15 protein-coding genes are annotated in these 18,058 nt (G+C 60.4%); 12 read left to right on the top strand and 3 right to left on the bottom strand.

Features of this window, described 5'->3' with window-relative positions; genetic code table 11:
* The first annotated feature begins 51 nt into the window (after positions 1 to 51).
* The 11 genes from nuoC to nuoN all read left to right on the top strand — a co-directional run bounded on the left by nuoC (position 52) and on the right by nuoN (position 13,830).
* The gene (nuoC, locus tag AO388_RS23490) at positions 52 to 1,833 is read left to right on the top strand and encodes an NADH-quinone oxidoreductase subunit C/D (RefSeq protein WP_058417276.1); all 1,782 of its coding nucleotides are present in this window, start codon (positions 52 to 54) and stop codon (positions 1,831 to 1,833) included.
* Positions 1,834 to 1,835: 2 nt separating this feature from the next.
* The gene (nuoE, locus tag AO388_RS23485) at positions 1,836 to 2,333 is read left to right on the top strand and encodes an NADH-quinone oxidoreductase subunit NuoE (RefSeq protein ID WP_002554014.1); all 498 of its coding nucleotides are present in this window, start codon (positions 1,836 to 1,838) and stop codon (positions 2,331 to 2,333) included.
* The gene (gene nuoF / locus AO388_RS23480; RefSeq protein ID WP_003436020.1) at positions 2,330 to 3,688 is read left to right on the top strand and encodes an NADH-quinone oxidoreductase subunit NuoF; all 1,359 of its coding nucleotides are present in this window, start codon (positions 2,330 to 2,332) and stop codon (positions 3,686 to 3,688) included. Before nuoE ends, nuoF begins: the two co-directional genes overlap by 4 nt.
* Before the next feature lie 136 nt (positions 3,689 to 3,824).
* A complete protein-coding gene (gene nuoG, locus AO388_RS23475; RefSeq protein ID WP_058417275.1) occupies positions 3,825 to 6,542 on the top strand; it encodes an NADH-quinone oxidoreductase subunit NuoG in 2,718 nt (905 codons plus the stop codon).
* The gene (gene nuoH, locus AO388_RS23470) at positions 6,539 to 7,546 is read left to right on the top strand and encodes an NADH-quinone oxidoreductase subunit NuoH (protein WP_003371726.1); all 1,008 of its coding nucleotides are present in this window, start codon (positions 6,539 to 6,541) and stop codon (positions 7,544 to 7,546) included. The genes nuoG and nuoH overlap by 4 nt, the downstream gene beginning before the upstream one ends.
* Before the next feature lie 11 nt (positions 7,547 to 7,557).
* Entirely contained in the window at positions 7,558 to 8,106 is a 549-nt protein-coding gene (gene nuoI, locus AO388_RS23465; RefSeq protein WP_002554018.1) for an NADH-quinone oxidoreductase subunit NuoI, read from the top strand.
* Positions 8,107 to 8,116: 10 nt separating this feature from the next.
* A complete protein-coding gene (nuoJ, locus tag AO388_RS23460) occupies positions 8,117 to 8,626 on the top strand; it encodes an NADH-quinone oxidoreductase subunit J (protein WP_003317979.1) in 510 nt (169 codons plus the stop codon).
* Entirely contained in the window at positions 8,623 to 8,931 is a 309-nt protein-coding gene (gene nuoK / locus AO388_RS23455) for an NADH-quinone oxidoreductase subunit NuoK (protein ID WP_003317980.1), read from the top strand. Before nuoJ ends, nuoK begins: the two co-directional genes overlap by 4 nt.
* Complete coding sequence (nuoL, locus tag AO388_RS23450) at positions 8,928 to 10,781, top strand: NADH-quinone oxidoreductase subunit L (protein WP_024663375.1); 1,854 nt, start codon at positions 8,928 to 8,930, stop codon at positions 10,779 to 10,781. Before nuoK ends, nuoL begins: the two co-directional genes overlap by 4 nt.
* A gap of 39 nt (positions 10,782 to 10,820) precedes the next feature.
* Positions 10,821 to 12,353 (top strand): NADH-quinone oxidoreductase subunit M, encoded by a 1,533-nt coding sequence (gene nuoM, locus AO388_RS23445; protein WP_002554022.1) that lies wholly within the window; start codon positions 10,821 to 10,823, stop codon positions 12,351 to 12,353.
* A gap of 7 nt (positions 12,354 to 12,360) precedes the next feature.
* The gene (nuoN, locus tag AO388_RS23440; RefSeq protein WP_058417274.1) at positions 12,361 to 13,830 is read left to right on the top strand and encodes an NADH-quinone oxidoreductase subunit NuoN; all 1,470 of its coding nucleotides are present in this window, start codon (positions 12,361 to 12,363) and stop codon (positions 13,828 to 13,830) included.
* Between the two features lie 68 nt (positions 13,831 to 13,898).
* On the opposite strand, the gene AO388_RS23435 is transcribed toward nuoN, so the two are convergent.
* On the bottom strand, positions 13,899 to 14,855 hold the full coding sequence (locus AO388_RS23435) for an AraC family transcriptional regulator (protein ID WP_058417273.1): 957 nt from the start codon (positions 14,853 to 14,855) through the stop codon (positions 13,899 to 13,901).
* 120 nt (positions 14,856 to 14,975) lie between these two features.
* Here AO388_RS23435 and AO388_RS23430 point away from each other — a divergent pair, with 120 nt between their 5' ends.
* A complete protein-coding gene (locus tag AO388_RS23430; protein ID WP_054081092.1) occupies positions 14,976 to 15,899 on the top strand; it encodes an alpha/beta fold hydrolase in 924 nt (307 codons plus the stop codon).
* Positions 15,900 to 15,993: 94 nt separating this feature from the next.
* Here AO388_RS23430 and AO388_RS23425 read toward each other — a convergent pair whose 3' ends face one another.
* Together AO388_RS23425 and AO388_RS30445 are read right to left on the bottom strand one after the other, a co-directional pair.
* A complete protein-coding gene (locus tag AO388_RS23425; RefSeq protein WP_003371712.1) occupies positions 15,994 to 17,064 on the bottom strand; it encodes an AI-2E family transporter in 1,071 nt (356 codons plus the stop codon).
* 149 nt (positions 17,065 to 17,213) lie between these two features.
* A complete protein-coding gene (locus AO388_RS30445) occupies positions 17,214 to 17,969 on the bottom strand; it encodes a methyl-accepting chemotaxis protein (protein ID WP_432711340.1) in 756 nt (251 codons plus the stop codon).
* Positions 17,970 to 18,058 lie beyond the last annotated feature (89 nt).

The following is an 18,058-nucleotide window of genomic DNA, read 5'->3' as shown; positions in this document are numbered from 1 at the left end:
AAGACAAGAACCGGGGTTGATTCTGTACGTTGACCGAAGTGATTGAGACCTATGACTGCAGACAACGCTCTGTACATCCCGCCTTACAAGGCTGACGACCAAGATGTCGTCGTTGAACTGAACAACCGTTTTGGTGCCGAGGCTTTCACTGCCCAGCCGACTCGCACCGGCATGCCCGTGCTGTGGGTCGAGCGCGCCCGGCTGTTTGAAATTCTGACGTTCCTGCGCAACGTGCCCAAGCCCTACTCCATGCTCTATGACCTGCATGGCGTGGACGAGCGTCTGCGCACAAACCGTCGTGGTCTGCCCGGTGCAGACTTCACCGTGTTCTATCACCTGCTGTCGATCGAGCGAAACAGCGACGTGATGATCAAGGTAGCGCTTTCCGAACGCGACCTGAGCGTACCGACGATTACCAGCATCTGGCCGAACGCCAACTGGTACGAGCGTGAAGTGTGGGACATGTTCGGCATCGACTTCCCAGGCCACCCGCACCTGAGCCGCATCATGATGCCGCCAACCTGGGAAGGCCATCCGCTGCGCAAGGACTTCCCTGCCCGTGCAACGGAATTCGACCCGTACAGCCTGACCCTCGCCAAACAGCAACTGGAAGAGGAAGCCGCACGCTTCCGTCCGGAAGACTGGGGCATGAAACGCTCTGGCGCCAACGAGGACTACATGTTCCTCAACCTGGGGCCGAACCACCCTTCTGCTCACGGCGCGTTCCGTATCATTCTGCAACTGGACGGCGAAGAGATCGTCGACTGCGTTCCGGACATCGGCTACCACCACCGTGGTGCCGAGAAAATGGCCGAACGCCAGTCCTGGCACAGCTTCATTCCCTACACCGACCGTATCGATTACCTGGGCGGGGTGATGAACAACCTGCCTTATGTGCTCTCGGTCGAGAAGCTGGCAGGCATCAAGGTGCCGGAAAAGGTCGACGTCATCCGCATCATGATGGCCGAGTTCTTCCGTATCACCAGTCACCTGCTGTTCCTGGGTACCTACATTCAGGACGTGGGCGCCATGACACCGGTGTTCTTCACGTTCACCGACCGCCAGAAAGCCTACACCGTGATCGAAGCGATTACCGGCTTCCGTCTGCACCCTGCCTGGTACCGCATCGGCGGGGTCGCTCACGACCTGCCGCGTGGCTGGGAAAAACTGGTCAAGGACTTCGTCGACTGGCTGCCCAAGCGCCTGGACGAATACACCAAGGCTGCCCTGCAGAACAGCATTCTCAAGGGTCGTACCGTCGGCGTCGCCGCCTACAACACCAAGGAAGCCCTCGAATGGGGCGTCACCGGTGCCGGCCTGCGCTCCACCGGTTGCGATTTCGACCTGCGCAAGGCGCGCCCTTACTCGGGCTACGAGAACTTCGAATTCGAAGTGCCCCTGGCCGCCAATGGCGATGCCTATGACCGCTGCATGGTCCGCGTCGAAGAGATGCGCCAGAGCATCAAGATCATCGACCAGTGCATGCGCAACATGCCGGAAGGCCCGTACAAGGCGGATCACCCGCTGACCACGCCGCCGCCGAAAGAGCGCACCCTGCAGCACATCGAAACCCTGATCACGCACTTCCTGCAGGTTTCGTGGGGCCCGGTCATGCCGGCCAACGAGTCCTTCCAGATGATCGAAGCGACCAAGGGTATCAACAGCTATTACCTGACGAGCGACGGCGGCACCATGAGCTACCGTACCCGGATCCGCACCCCGAGTTACCCGCACCTGCAGCAGATCCCTTCGGTGATCAAAGGCAGCATGGTCGCGGACTTGATCGCGTACCTGGGTAGTATCGATTTCGTTATGGCCGACGTGGACCGCTAAGCATGAATAGCCCGCTAATCCAGACAGACCGTTTCGCGCTGAGCGAAACCGAGCGCTCGGCCATCGAGCATGAGATGCATCACTACGAGGACCCGCGCGCGGCGTCCATCGAAGCCCTGAAAATTGTTCAGAAGGAACGTGGCTGGGTGCCCGACGGCGCGATTTACGCGATCGGCGACCTGCTGGGCATTCCCGCCAGCGACGTCGAAGGCGTTGCCACCTTCTACAGCCAGATCTTTCGCCAGCCGGTCGGGCGTCACATCATTCGCGTCTGCAACAGCATGGTGTGCTTCATCGGCGGCCACGAAAACGTGGTCGACGAGATCAAGAGCTCACTGGGCATCGGCCTGGGTCAGACCACCGCCGACGGTCGTTTCACACTGCTGCCGGTCTGCTGCCTCGGCAACTGTGACAAGGCGCCGGCCGTGATGGTCGACGACGACACTTTCGGCGATGTACAGCCTGCTGGCGTTGCCAAGATGCTGGAGGGTTACCTATGACCATCACTTCCTTCGGCCCTGCCAACCGCATTGCGCGCACGGCAGAAACCCATCCGCTGACCTGGCGTCTGCGCGACGACGGCGAACCGGTCTGGCTCGACGAGTACCAGGCCAAGGACGGCTATGCCGCAGCGCGCAAGGCGCTGACGCAACAGGCGCCTGACGATATCGTCCAGTCGGTCAAGGATTCCGGCCTCAAGGGCCGCGGTGGCGCAGGCTTCCCCACCGGTGTGAAATGGGGCCTGATGCCCAAAGACGAATCCATGAACATCCGCTACCTGCTGTGCAACGCGGACGAGATGGAGCCCAACACCTGGAAAGACCGCATGCTGATGGAGCAACTGCCCCATCTGCTGGTCGAGGGCATGCTGATCAGTGCCCGCGCGCTGAAAGCCTATCGCGGCTATATCTTCCTGCGCGGCGAATACGTCACTGCGGCCAAGCACCTCAATCGCGCAGTGGCGGAAGCCAAGGCCGCCGGTTTGCTGGGCAAGAACATTCTCGGCACCGGGTTCGACTTCGAACTGTTCGTGCACACCGGTGCCGGTCGCTACATTTGCGGTGAAGAAACCGCACTGATCAACTCGCTGGAAGGCCGCCGCGCCAACCCGCGCTCCAAGCCGCCCTTCCCCGCTGCAGTAGGCGTTTGGGGCAAGCCGACCTGTGTGAACAACGTCGAGACCCTGTGCAACGTGCCTGCCATCGTCAACAACGGCAACGACTGGTACAAGTCGCTGGCTCGCGAAGGCAGTGAAGACCACGGCACCAAGCTGATGGGCTTCTCCGGCAAGGTCAAAAACCCCGGTTTGTGGGAGCTGCCTTTCGGCGTACAGGCTCGCGAACTGTTCGAAGACTACGCCGGCGGCATGCGCGATGGCTTCAAGCTCAAGTGCTGGCAACCCGGAGGCGCCGGTACGGGGTTCCTGCTGCCTGAGCATCTGGACGCCCAGATGTATGCAGGCGGTATCGCCAAGGTCGGCACCCGGATGGGTACGGGTCTGGCGATGGCGGTCGACGATTCGGTCAACATGGTCTCGCTGCTGCGCAACATGGAAGAGTTTTTCGCTCAGGAGTCCTGTGGCTTCTGCACGCCATGCCGCGACGGTTTGCCATGGAGCGTGAAAATGCTTCGCGCCATCGAGAACGGTCAGGGTCAGCCGGGTGATATCGAAACCCTGCTGGGTCTGGTCAATTTCCTCGGCCCTGGCAAGACCTTCTGTGCCCATGCACCGGGCGCCGTTGAACCCTTGGGCAGTGCGATCAAGTATTTCCGTTCAGAGTTCGAAGCCGGTATCGCGCCAGCCAGCGCAGCCACGCTCGTTCCGGGCAAAAGTCCGACAGTGGTCGGCGCATAACAAGACACAACGGTCGGCGGCTGTTCGGGCTGCCGTCCTCGTACCTGCTGACGCCCTCCGGGCTGAACGATACGGGTACTACCGAGATTCCATTAGCCACGCCCGCTGACAACGGGCCAACGAAGACCTTTGAACCATGGCTACTATTCACGTAGACGGCAAAGCGCTCGAAGTCGATGGTGCAGACAACCTGTTACAGGCATGTCTGTCGCTGGGCCTCGATATCCCTTATTTCTGCTGGCACCCTGCCCTTGGCAGCGTTGGCGCCTGTCGCCAGTGTGCGGTCAAGCAGTACACCGACGAGAACGACACACGCGGTCGTATCGTCATGTCCTGCATGACGCCAGCCACCGACAACACCTGGATTTCCATCGAAGACGATGAGTCCAAGGCCTTCCGGGCCAGTGTCGTCGAATGGCTGATGACCAACCACCCGCATGACTGCCCGGTCTGCGAGGAAGGCGGTCACTGCCACCTGCAGGACATGACCGTGATGACCGGCCACAACGAGCGCCGTTATCGCTTCACCAAACGTACCCACCAGAATCAGGAGCTGGGGCCTTTCATCGCGCACGAGATGAACCGCTGCATCGCCTGTTATCGCTGTGTACGCTTTTATAAAGACTATGCGGGCGGCACCGACCTGGGCGTCTACGGTGCCCATGACAACGTGTACTTCGGTCGCGTTGAAGACGGCACGCTGGAAAGCGAGTTCTCCGGCAACCTCACCGAGGTCTGCCCGACCGGCGTGTTCACGGACAAGACCCACTCCGAGCGCTACAACCGCAAATGGGACATGCAGTTCTCACCAAGCATCTGCCACGGTTGCTCCAGCGGCTGCAACATCAGCCCGGGTGAACGCTACGGTGAATTGCGCCGCATCGAAAACCGTTACAACGGCTCGGTCAACCAGTACTTCCTCTGCGACCGCGGACGTTTCGGCTACGGCTACGTCAATCGCAAGGATCGCCCGCGCCAACCATTGCTTGTCGACGGCCAGGTCAAACTGAGCCTGGACGAGGCGCTGGACAAGGCGGCGGATCTGCTGCGCGGCCGTAACATCGTCGGTATCGGCTCTCCTCGCGCCAGCCTCGAAAGCAACTATGCGCTGCGTGAGCTGGTGGGGGCCGAGCATTTCTACAGCGGTATCGAAGCCGGTGAGCTGGAGCGTATCAGACTCATCCTCAAGGTCCTGAACGACAGCCCACTGCCGATCCCGACCCTGCGCGACATCGAAGATCACGATGCCATCTTCGTCCTCGGCGAGGACCTGACCCAAACGGCGGCACGTATGGCCCTGGGCTTGCGCCAAGCCGTCAAAGGCAAGGCTGAAGACATGGCTGCGGCGATGAAAGTCCAGCCGTGGCTCGAAGCGGCCGTGAAGAACATTGGCCAGCACGAGCTCAATCCGCTGTTCATCGCCAGCCTCGCCGAAACCCGTCTCGACGATGTTGCAGAAGAATGCGTACATGCAGCGCCCGATGATCTGGCGCGTATCGGTTTTGCCGTGGCTCATGCCCTGGACGCCAGCGCACCTGCCGTCGATGGTCTGGACAGCGAGGCGCTGGAACTGGCGCAACGCATTGCCGATGCGCTGCTGGCTGCCAAACGACCGCTGATCATTTCCGGCAGTTCGCTGGGTTCGACAGCGCTGATCGAAGCTGCTGCCAACATCGCCAAGGCCTTGAAGCTGCGCGACAAGCAGGGTTCCATCAGCCTGATCGTGCCTGAAGCCAACAGCATGGGCCTGGCGATGTTCGGAGGCGAGTCCGTAGATGCCGCGCTGCAAGCGGTGATCTCCGGCAAGGCCGACGCCATCGTGGTGCTGGAAAACGATTTGTATCGTCGTGTGGACGCCAAGATCGTCGACGCCGCACTGAGCGCTGCGAAGGTCGTGATCGTCGCTGACCATCAGAAAACCCCGACCAGCGACCGCGCCCACCTGGTCCTGCCAGCTGCCAGCTTCGCTGAAGGCGACGGCACACTGGTCAGCCAGGAAGGCCGTGCCCAACGCTTCTTCCAGGTCTTCGATCCGACCTATCTGGATGCGAGCATTCTGGTCCACGAAGGCTGGCGCTGGTTGCATGCCCTGCGTGCCACCTTGCTGAACAAGCCGGTTGACTGGACGCAACTCGACCACGTCACCGAGGCCTGCGCCAGCAGCACCCCGCAACTGGCGGGTATCGTCAACGCCGCGCCGTCTGCGTCGTTCCGCATCAAGGGCCTGAAACTGGCTCGCGAACCGCTGCGTTATAGCGGCCGTACCGCGATGCGAGCCAATATCAGCGTGCATGAGCCGCGCACCTCGCAAGACATCGACACAGCGTTCTCCTTCTCAATGGAAGGCTACTCGGGCTCGGCCGAGCCTCGTCAGCAGGTGCCATTCGCCTGGTCGCCGGGCTGGAACTCGCCGCAGGCCTGGAACAAGTTTCAGGACGAAGTCGGCGGTCACTTGCGCGCCGGCGACCCGGGCACTCGCCTGATCGAAAGCCAGGGCGATGGTCTGTCGTGGTTCTCCAGCGTGCCACGTGCGTTCTCTCCAGAGCGCGGCACCTGGCAGGTCGTGCCGTTCTTCCACCTGTTTGGCAGCGACGAAACCTCGTCTCTGGCCGCGCCGGTTCAGGAACGCATCCCGCAGGCCTATGTCGCAGTGGCCAAGTCCGAAGCCGATCGTCTCGGCGTCAACGACGGTGCCCTGCTCTCCTTGAGCATCGGCGGTGAAACGCTGACCTTGCCGTTGCGCATCAGCGAAGAACTGGGCGCGGGCCTTGTGGCATTGCCGGCAGGACTGCCTGGCATTCCGCCAGCACTCTTCGGCAAATCCGTTGACGGTCTGCAGGAGGCAGCGCAATGACCTGGTTTACCCCTGATGTGATCGACGCAATCATTGCAGTGGTCAAGGCCATCGTGGTGTTGCTGGCGGTCGTGGTTTGTGGTGCCCTGCTGAGCTTCATCGAACGTCGTCTGCTGGGTTGGTGGCAGGACCGTTATGGTCCGAACCGTGTGGGTCCGTTCGGCATGTTCCAGATCGCAGCCGACATGCTGAAAATGTTCTTCAAGGAAGACTGGACCCCACCGTTCGCCGACAAGGTGATCTTCACCCTGGCGCCGGTGGTTGCCATGAGTGCCCTGCTGATCGCCTTTGCGGTCATCCCGATCACCCCGACCTGGGGCGTCGCGGATCTGAACATCGGTCTGTTGTTCTTCTTCGCCATGGCCGGTCTGTCCGTGTATGCGGTGCTGTTCGCCGGCTGGTCGAGCAACAACAAGTTCGCCCTGCTGGGCAGCCTGCGTGCTTCGGCACAAACCGTGTCCTACGAAGTGTTCATGGGCCTTGCGCTGATGGGCATCGTGGTTCAGGTCGGCTCGTTCAACATGCGCGACATCGTTGAATATCAGGCGCAGAACCTGTGGTTCATCATTCCGCAGTTCTTCGGCTTCTGTACGTTCTTCATCGCAGGCGTCGCGGTCACTCACCGCCACCCGTTCGACCAACCGGAAGCCGAGCAGGAACTGGCTGACGGCTACCACATTGAATATGCCGGCATGAAATGGGGCATGTTCTTCGTGGGCGAATACATCGGGATCATCTTGATCTCGGCGCTGCTGGTGACGCTGTTCTTCGGTGGCTGGCACGGCCCGTTCGACATTCTGCCATCGCTGGCATTCTTCTGGTTCGCCTTGAAAACCGCGTTTTTCATCATGCTGTTCATCCTGCTGCGCGCCTCCATCCCGCGCCCGCGTTATGACCAGGTCATGGATTTCAGCTGGAAGTTCTGTTTGCCGCTGACCCTGATCAATTTGCTGGTGACTGCTGCGATTGTGTTGTTGAACACACCGGCAGGCTCGGTTCAGTGAGGATTTGACCCATGTTCAAATATATTGGTGACATCGTTAAGGGTACGGGTACCCAGTTGCGCAGCCTGGTCATGGTCTTCGGCCACGGCTTTCGCAAGCGCGACACCCTGCAATACCCCGAAGAGCAGGTTTATCTTCCGCCCCGCTATCGCGGCCGCATCGTCCTGACCCGCGACCCCGATGGTGAAGAGCGCTGCGTGGCATGCAACCTGTGTGCAGTAGCCTGCCCCGTCGGCTGCATTTCGCTGCAGAAGGCCGAAACAGAGGACGGACGCTGGTACCCCGACTTCTTCCGCATCAACTTTTCGCGCTGCATCTTCTGCGGCCTGTGCGAAGAAGCCTGCCCGACAACCGCGATCCAGCTCACGCCGGACTTCGAGATGGCCGACTTCAAGCGTCAGGACCTTGTGTACGAGAAGGAAGACCTGCTGATCTCCGGACCCGGCAAGAACCCTGACTACAACTTCTATCGCGTTGCCGGTATGGCCATCGGCGGCAAGCCCAAGGGCTCCGCACAGAACGAAGCCGAGCCGATCAACGTCAAGAGCTTGCTGCCTTAAGGAAGTAAAGATGGAATTCGCTTTCTACTTCGCATCCGGTATCGCTGTTGTGTCCACCCTGCGGGTGATCACCAACACGAACCCGGTGCACGCCCTGCTCTACCTGATCATCTCGCTGATCGCCGTAGCAATGACGTTCTTCAGCCTCGGCGCTCCGTTCGCCGGCGTGCTGGAAGTCATTGCCTACGCGGGCGCAATCATGGTCCTGTTCGTGTTTGTGGTGATGATGCTGAACCTCGGCCCGGCCTCGGTTCAGCAGGAACGTGCCTGGCTCAAACCCGGCATCTGGATCGGCCCGGTCATTCTCGGCGCGCTGTTGCTGGCCGAGTTGCTGTATGTGCTGTTCGCCAACCCGACCGGCGCTGGTGTTGGTCACACCACGGTCGACGCCAAGGCAGTCGGCATCAGCCTGTTCGGGCCCTATCTGCTGGTGGTGGAACTCGCCTCGATGCTGTTGCTTGCAGCAGCCATCACGGCCTTCCATCTGGGCCGCAACGAGGCCAAGGAGCCAAGCCAATGAATGCTATCCCTCTTGAGCACGGTCTGGCGGTCGCCGGGGTCCTGTTCTGCCTGGGTCTGGTCGGCCTGATGGTGCGCCGTAACATTCTCTTCGTGTTGATGAGCCTGGAAATCATGATGAACGCCGCTGCACTGGCGTTCGTTGTGGCCGGCAGCCGTTGGGGGCAACCGGACGGGCAGGTGATGTTCATCCTGGTGATCAGCCTTGCGGCAGCCGAGGCCAGTATCGGCCTGGCGATCCTGATGCAACTGTATCGCCGCTTCCACACTCTCGATATCGATGCTGCCAGCGAGATGCGCGGATGAACCTTCTCTTTCTGACTTTCGTATTCCCCCTCATCGGCTTTCTGCTGCTGTCGTTCTCCCGTGGACGCATCTCGGAAAACCTCGCTGCGCTGATCGGTGTCGGCTCCATCGGCCTTTCAGCCATCGTCACGGCCTGGGTCATCTGGCAGTTCAACGTGGCACCACCTGAAGGCGGTCACTACACGCAGGTGCTGTGGCGCTGGATGGACGTCGATGGCTTCCAGCCCAACTTCGCGCTGTATCTGGACGGGCTGTCCGTCACGATGCTGGGCGTCGTGGTTGGTGTCGGCTTCCTGATCCACCTGTTCGCGTCCTGGTACATGCGCGGTGAAGCGGGCTACTCGCGCTTCTTCTCCTACACCAACCTGTTCATTGCCAGCATGCTGTTCCTGATCCTGGGCGACAACCTGCTGTTCATCTACTTCGGTTGGGAAGGCGTGGGCCTGTGCAGCTACCTGTTGATCGGTTTCTATTACAGCAACCGCAACAATGGCAACGCAGCCCTCAAAGCGTTCATCGTCACCCGTATCGGTGACGTGTTCATGGCTATCGGCTTGTTCATCCTGTTCCAGCAATTGGGCACGCTTAATGTGCAGGAACTGCTGGTCCGGGCGCCGGAACACTTCAAGGTCGGCGATTTCTGGATCGTGCTGGCGACGTTGATGCTGTTGGGCGGTGCGGTCGGTAAATCTGCACAGCTGCCACTGCAAACCTGGCTGGCGGATGCGATGGCCGGTCCTACTCCGGTTTCGGCGCTGATCCACGCAGCGACCATGGTCACGGCGGGCGTCTACCTGATTGCGCGTACTCATGGCCTGTTCGCACTGGCACCTGACATCCTGCATCTGGTCGGCATTGTCGGCGGCGTCACGCTGGTTCTGGCGGGGTTCGCCGCACTGGTGCAGACCGACATCAAGCGTATCCTCGCCTACTCGACCATGAGCCAGATCGGTTACATGTTCCTGGCACTGGGCGTTGGCGCCTGGGAAGGCGCGATCTTCCACCTGATGACCCACGCCTTCTTCAAGGCGCTGCTGTTCCTTGCTTCCGGTGCGGTGATCGTTGCCTGCCACCACGAGCAGAACATCTTCAAGATGGGCGGCCTGTGGAAGAAACTGCCATTGGCCTACGCCAGCTTCATCGTCGGTGGCGCTGCTCTTTCCGCCCTGCCGCTGCTGACGGCGGGCTTCTACTCCAAGGACGAAATTCTCTGGGAAGCATTTGCCAGCGGTAACAATGGCTTGTTGTATGCCGGTCTGGTGGGCGCGTTCATGACGTCGCTGTACACCTTCCGTCTGATCTTCATCGCGTTCCACGGTGAAGCCAAGACCGAAGCACACGCAGGTCACGGTATCGCTCACTGGCTGCCACTGTCGGTGCTGATCGTACTGTCGACGTTCATCGGCGCGTGGATCACTCCGCCCCTGGCCGGTGTGCTGCCGCAGAGCGTCGGCCATGCCGGTGGCGAAGCCAAGCACAGCCTGGAGATCGCCTCCGGCGCCATCGCGCTGGCCGGTATCCTGCTGGCAGCATTGCTGTTCCTCGGCAAGCGCCGCCTGGCGACGGCTATCGCCAACAGCGCTCCGGGCCGTTTCCTCTCGGCCTGGTGGTTCGCGGCATGGGGCTTCGACTGGATCTACGACAAGCTGTTCGTCAAGCCGTATCTGGCAATCAGCCATGTACTGCGTAGTGATCCGTTCGACCGCACCATCGGCTTGATCCCACGTCTGGTCAAAGGCGGTCATGACACCATGAGCCGCACCGAGACCGGCCAGTTGCGTTGGTATGCTGCCTCGATCGCCGTGGGTGCCGTTCTGGTACTCGGTGCCGTCGTTCTGGTTGCGATCTGATATGAACCTTGCGAATTTGCGAAAGGAATTGAGCCCGTCATGATTCTGCCCTGGCTAATCCTGATCCCCTTCATCGGCGGCCTGCTGTGCTGGCTGGGTGAGCGCTTCGGCTCTACCCTGCCGCGCTGGATTGCGTTGCTGACAATGACCCTGGAACTGGTTCTCGGCCTCTGGCTGTGGGCTACCGGCAACTTCGGCTACGCGCCGGTGCCGGGTGCCGATCCGACCTGGACCCTGGAATTCCACCATCCGTGGATCACCCGCTTCGGCATCGACGTGCATCTGGCACTCGATGGCCTGTCGCTGCTGATGATCCTGCTGACCGGCCTTCTGGGTGTGCTGTCGGTGCTGTGCTCGTGGAAGGAAATCCAGCGCAAGGTCGGTTTCTTCCACCTTAACCTGATGTGGATCCTGGGCGGTGTCGTCGGAGTGTTCCTGGCCATCGACCTGTTCATGTTCTTCTTCTTCTGGGAAATGATGCTGGTGCCGATGTATTTCCTCATCGCGCTCTGGGGTCACAGTTCTTCGGATGGGAAGAAAACCCGTATCTACGCAGCCACCAAGTTCTTCATCTTCACTCAGGCCAGCGGCCTGATCATGCTGGTGGCGATCCTGGGTCTGGTGCTGGTGCACTTCAATCAGACCGGCGTGATCACCTTTGCCTACGCCGACCTGCTGAAGACCAAACTGGCACCGGGCACCGAGTACATCCTGATGCTGGGCTTCTTCATTGCCTTCGCCGTCAAGCTGCCGGTGGTGCCGTTGCACTCCTGGCTGCCGGATGCGCATGCCCAGGCACCGACTGCAGGCTCCGTCGACCTGGCGGGTATCCTGCTGAAGACGGCGGCTTACGGCCTGCTGCGCTTTGCCCTGCCGCTGTTCCCCAACGCATCGGCCGAGTTCGCACCGATTGCCATGACGCTGGGGCTGGTCGGTATCTTCTACGGCGCATTCCTGGCATTTGCCCAGACTGATATCAAGCGCCTGATCGCGTTCTCCAGCGTTTCGCACATGGGCTTCGTACTGATCGGTATCTACTCGGGCAGCCAGCAAGCGCTGCAAGGCGTACTGATCCAGATGATCGCCCACGGTCTGTCGGCTGCGGCACTGTTCATTCTCAGTGGTCAGCTGTACGAGCGCCTGCACACCCGCGACATGCGTGAGATGGGCGGCCTGTGGTCACGCATCGCTTACATCCCGGCCATCAGCCTGTTCTTTGCCGCCGCCTCTCTGGGTCTGCCGGGCACTGGCAACTTCGTCGGCGAGTTCCTGATTCTGCTGGGCAGCTTCGCCAGCTCACCATGGATCACGGCGATCGCCACCTCCGGTCTGGTATTTGGTTCTGTCTACTCGCTGATCATGATCCACCGCGCCTACTTCGGCCCGTCGAAGTCCGACGAGGTTCTGAAGGGCATGGACGGACGGGAAATGATCATGGTGCTGGGCCTTGCCGTGTTGCTGGTCGTGCTCGGGGTGTTCCCGCAGCCGTTCCTCGACACTTCGGCAGCGACCATGCACGGCGTGCAGCAATGGCTAGGCACTGCCTTCACTCAACTCGCTTCGGCCCGGTAAGAGCGCTATGGACCTGACGATTCAACACTTTATTGCGCTTGCGCCACTGCTGATCACCAGCCTCACCATTGTCGTGGTGATGCTGGCGATCGCATGGCGCCGCAATCACTCGCAAACGTTCCTGCTTTCGGTAGCAGGCCTCAACCTGGCCCTGCTGTCGATCTATCCAGCACTGAAAGTTGCCCCTCTGGTCGTGACGCCACTGCTGCATATCGACAACTTTGCCTGCCTGTACATGGCGATCATCCTCGCCTCTACCCTCGCTTGCGTGACCATGGCGCACGCCTATCTGGGTGAAGGCAAGGCCGGGTATCCGGGCAATCGCGAAGAGCTTTACCTGCTCATCCTGCTGGCAGCCGCCGGTGGGCTGGTTCTGGTCAGCGCTCAGCATCTGGCGGGCCTGTTCATCGGCCTGGAACTGCTGTCGGTGCCGGTCTACGGGCTGGTGGCTTATGCCTTCTTCAACAAGCGCTCGCTGGAAGGCGGCATCAAGTACATGGTCCTGTCGGCCGCAGGGTCCGCGTTCCTGCTCTTCGGTATGGCGCTGCTGTACGCAGAGGCAGGTTCGCTGAGCTTCGACGGTATCGGCAAGGCTATCGCAGCGACCGGTATGCCGAGCCCGATTGCCAGCCTGGGTCTGGGTATGATGGTCGTCGGCCTGGCCTTCAAGTTGTCACTGGTACCTTTCCACCTGTGGACCCCGGACGTTTACGAAGGCGCCCCTGCGCCGGTCGCGGCCTTCCTGGCAACCGCCAGCAAGGTGGCGGTATTTGCGGTACTGGTGCGTCTGTTCCAGATTTCACCGGCAGCCAGCAGCGGTGTCCTGCATGACGTACTGGCAGTCATCGCCGTAGCGTCGATCCTGGTCGGCAACCTGCTTGCGCTGACTCAGACCAACCTCAAGCGTCTGCTGGGCTACTCCTCCATCGCTCACTTCGGTTACCTGATGATTGCGCTGGTGGCCAGCAAAGGCATGGCGGTCGAGGCGATTGGTGTCTATCTGGCAACTTACGTCCTGACCTCGCTGGGCAGCTTCGGCGTGATCACCATGATGTCTTCGCCTTACAGCGGACGTGATGCCGACGCGATGTTCGAATACCGCGGTCTGTTCTGGCGTCGCCCTTACCTGACGGCAGTCATGACCCTGATGATGCTGTCGCTGGCAGGTATCCCGCTTACCGCTGGTTTCATCGGCAAGTTCTATATCATCGCCACCGGTGTCGAATCGCAGCTGTGGTGGCTGATCGGGGCGTTGGTCATCGGTAGCGCCATCGGCGTGTTCTATTACCTGCGTGTGATGGTCACCATGTATCTGGTCGACAACAAGCTTCCTCGCCACGACGCAGCCATCAACTGGGCTCAGCGCACAGGTGGTGTGATGCTGCTGGCCGTTGCGATCCTGACCTTCGTGCTGGGTGTTTACCCGCAACCGCTGCTCGATCTGGTGGTCAATGCCGGTCTGCACGTAGCAGGCTGATCCTGCGCAAACGCAAAGCCCTGCTCTTGAGCAGGGCTTTTTTTTGTCTCCAAAAAAGGTTGGAACGGCTACCCGGAAACGCTTTTCGCGGCACGAACAGCGCCTGGGGATAGGCCCACCGTTCTTTTGAATGCACGGCTGAAGGCGGCCAATGAACCGTAACCCAGTTGACTGGCAACAGCCTCCAGAGAACAGTGTTCGCGGCTCAGGCGGTGAAACGCCAGGCGCATTCTCAGCTCCGTCAGGTACTGCAATGGCGGCATACCCGTTGCCTCGAGAAAGCGCTGTGCGAACACAGAGCGGGAATGCCTGGCCTCATGGGCAAGCGTGGCCACCGTCCAGCGTCTACCTGGACGCTGGTGCATCATGACGATGGCGCGACTCAGCCGAGGGTCTTGCAAAGCACCGAGCCAGCCTGTGGCATTCCCACAGCCACCCGCGACCCAGCCACGCACCAGCAGCGCGGCCACGACTTCAGCAAGACGTGCCAGAATGCCTGCGTGCCCGGCCTGTAGCATCAAGGCTTCACGCTCCATTGCCGCGAGCATGGGCCGCAGCTCGGGGCACGTTTCCAGCAGAGTACTGACCTGCATGACATCCGGCATGGCGGCAACAAGCGGCTGCATGCCGCCCAGTTCCAACTCCATGCAACAGCTGAAGATAATCGCCCGATCAACCGCTCCGCCCTCCTCGGCATCAGCCCGATCGTGAACACCATCGCTGATGCCGGTAGACGGATCAAACAGCTGTACATCGCTTGCAGCCGTGTCTTCGGCCGTCAACACAGCGTGGTGCCCACCGCGCGGAATAAGAACCGCGTCGCCGGTATCGAGCCTGTACAGAATGCTCTCAGCGCTGCGTAGCCAGACCGGCCCACGCCCGACGAAATGAAACTGCGCTCGTCCGATTGCGTTAGTGAAGCCAACACCCAGAGGCGGCACAACTTCCAGCCTGCGGAATTGAACGCCGAAAAGACGCATACCGAGCAGCAGCTCGCTGATGGGGTCATTTGACGGGGCTTGCATGGAGAGAGGCCACTTCAAGTTCAGGACGATCAATCAATTTATCAGGATCTTACGTCATAGACCGTCCTGCGTCATCGACCTACAGTGCGCCCATCACTTCTACCGCGTGGAAATAGCCTCATGAATCACATTCGCTTCGTTCACCTGCTGCGCAATACCTTGCTTGCTGCGCTGCTGACCGGACTATCATCACTGGCCTTGGCAGTAGACAAACACTACACCGTCACAGCCCCTGACGGCGTCAAACTCGCTGTGCAGGAATCAGGTGATCCGAACGGCCCGGCCCTGATTTTCATTCACGGTCTGCTGGGCAGTCGCCTCAATTGGGAAAAGCAGATCGCCAGTCCCCAACTGCAGCGCTACCGAATGATTACCTATGACCTGCGCGGTCACGGGCTTTCCGACAAGCCCGACAGTGTCGAGGCGTACCGTAACGGGCGTCGCTATGCGGACGACCTGGCAGCGGTACTTGAAGCCACCACAAGCAAGCGTCCGGTACTGGTCGGCTGGTCATTGGGCGGCGTGGTCATGTCCAACTACCTCGCCGCCTATGGTGACGCGAAGATCGGCGGCGTTGTGTATGTTGATGGTGTCATCGAGCTTAACGCGGCCCTGATTACAGCCCACCCTCATCTATATGCCGGCCTGAGTTCAGAGGACCTGAAAACCCACCTTGATGCAGTACGTACCTTTCTCGGACTGTGCTTCCACACACAACCGGACGCACCGACTTTCGAGCGGCTGGTGTCGAGTGCTGCGATGGCATCGTGGGCGATGACCCGTGCTACGCCTGCAATGACTGTCGATGTAGCCAAAGGCCTGCCCAAGGCAAAGGTGCCGGTATTGATGCTGTATGGCGGCAAGGATGAACTGGTCAACCTTCAGCCCAGCATCGCACGCGCTCGGCAGCTCAATCCTCGAATTCAATCGAAGGTGTACGAAAACTCAGGCCACGCGCCATTTCTGGAAGAAGCATCGCGCTTCAATACCGATCTGGCCGCCTTCATGGACTCGGCTGCGATCGCGGCAAAAAGCTCAGAATGAGACCTGCTCTCATGAAAAAAACCGCGCATGCTCCCTGCCTGATAAATGGCAGGGAGCATGCGCGGGTCTGTGTCGACCACGCGACCTGCCAATGTCAGCCTGGCAGTCTCACGGGTTTCTTGGAGCCGGAGCCGCTGAACAATCCCCAACTGGAGATGAACAGCGCAGCCACCAGAGGTCCGATCACAAAGCCGTTCAGACCAAAGACCGACATGCCGCCAAGCGTGGAAATAAGGATAAGGTAGTCCGGCATTTTGGTGTCTTTGCCCACCAGGATCGGGCGCAGTACGTTATCCACCAGACCGATCACGAAGACGCCAAACAAGCCCAGCACTACACCTTGCCAGATCATGCCACTGAGCAGGAAGTAGACCGCCACTGGCGCCCAGACAATCCCGGCCCCTACCGCAGGCAACAGCGACAGGAACGCCATGATCACCGCCCACAGCAGCGCACTCGGGATGTCCAGCACCCAGAAGATGAAGCCACCCAGCGCACCTTGCGTCACCGCGACCACCACGTTGCCTTTGACCGTGGCACGTACCACTCGGGTGAACTTGAGCTGCAGACGACGCTTCTGCTGTTCGCCCAACGGGAAGGCCGTGCGGATCTTGCGCACCAGTTCCTGCCCGTCGCGCAGGAAAAAGTACAGCAGGTAGAGCATGATGAAGACGCTGACGACAAAGTCGAATGTGCCCTGCCCGAAGCTGAATGCCTGCGTCGCCAGGTACTGACTGCCCTGCATCGCACCCTTGGCGATCTTGTCGCGCAACCCTTCCAGGTCGCCCATGCCCAGACGATCAAGCAGCGCCTGAATGGAGTGCGGCAGCAGGTCCTTGAACTCGGCCAGATAGCCGGCAATATCCAGTTGCCCGGTCTCGACGTTCTTGTACAGCGTGGTGCCCTCCTGAACCAGCAAGGCGCTGATCACGATCACCGGCAGAATCGCGATGACCAGACAGATCGTCAGGGTGCACAGGGAGGTAAGATTGCGTGACCAGTTGAACTTGATCTGCAACTTGCGCTGCACAGGCGCGAAGATGATCCCGAGGATGACCGCCCAGAACACTGCGCCATAAAACGGCAGCAGAATCCATATGAAGGCAATGGTCACCAGTACCAGTAGCAGAATGAGGGTTTTGTATTGCAGCGTGGTTTCGTTCATGTCCTGTCCATGTCATTAGACCGCGCATCGCGCCCGGTCTAGAGCTTAGTCAGCACACGAGCGCACGAGTGCCATCTTCCATGACGGCAATATGACGGCGATGCCGGGTACAGGCTGTGGCAGGGGTTTACACTCCTGCCGGAGAGGTATCAGACCCGGAACTGACCGACCAGACCGTCCAGGCGTGCGCCGAGTTCGGCCAGGCTGCGTGATGTCTGGGCGCTTTGCCGGGTTTCATCGGCGACATTCTCGACTGCACCCGCGATCTGATGGACGCTGCGATTGATTTCCTCGGCAACCGCCGTCTGCTCTTCTGCGGCACTGGCGATCTGCGCGTTCATCGAATTGATGGTCGCGATCAGCTCGCCGATGCTCACCAGCGATGTACCGGCTTCGTTGGCCTGCGCCGAGGTGCCGTCGCCTGCTTCGCTGGAACGGCGCATGGCTGTCACCGCCTCCTGAGTGCCCTGCTGCAAGCGGTCGATCATGCCCTGGATCTCCTGCGTGCTCTGCTGTGTCCGGCTGGCCAGTGCCCGTACTTCGTCGGCGACCACGGCAAAACCGCGCCCTGCCTCCCCTGCCCTGGCGGCCTCGATGGCAGCATTGAGTGCCAGCAGGTTGGTCTGTTCGGCGATCGAGCGGATGACGCCCAACACACTGACAATGGAAGAAACATCCTTCTGCAAGACGTCCAGTGAAGAGCCGCTTTTGCGGATGTCATCGACCAGCGCGTGAATCTGCCGAATGCTGCCATCCACCACGCGCTTGGCGGCTCGCCCTTGCTCGTCGGTCTGCTGAGCAGCAACGGACGCACCCTGTGCGCTCTTGGCAACGTCTTGAGCAGCAGCCGACATCTGATTGATTGCAGTAGCCACCTGATCGGTTTCGTGACGCTGCCGGTCCATGGCCGTTTCCGAGCGCTGTGCCTGCGAGCTGACTTCGCCGACCAGGCCATTGAGCTGCCCGGTCATTTCACTGATTTGACGAACCATGC

It is taken from the genome of Pseudomonas sp. ICMP 10191, from assembly GCF_001467335.1.
GTDB lineage: Bacteria > Pseudomonadota > Gammaproteobacteria > Pseudomonadales > Pseudomonadaceae > Aquipseudomonas > Aquipseudomonas cerasi.
The sequence above is the reverse complement of the archived record's forward strand: the minus strand, read 5'-3'. Positions and strand labels throughout refer to the sequence as shown.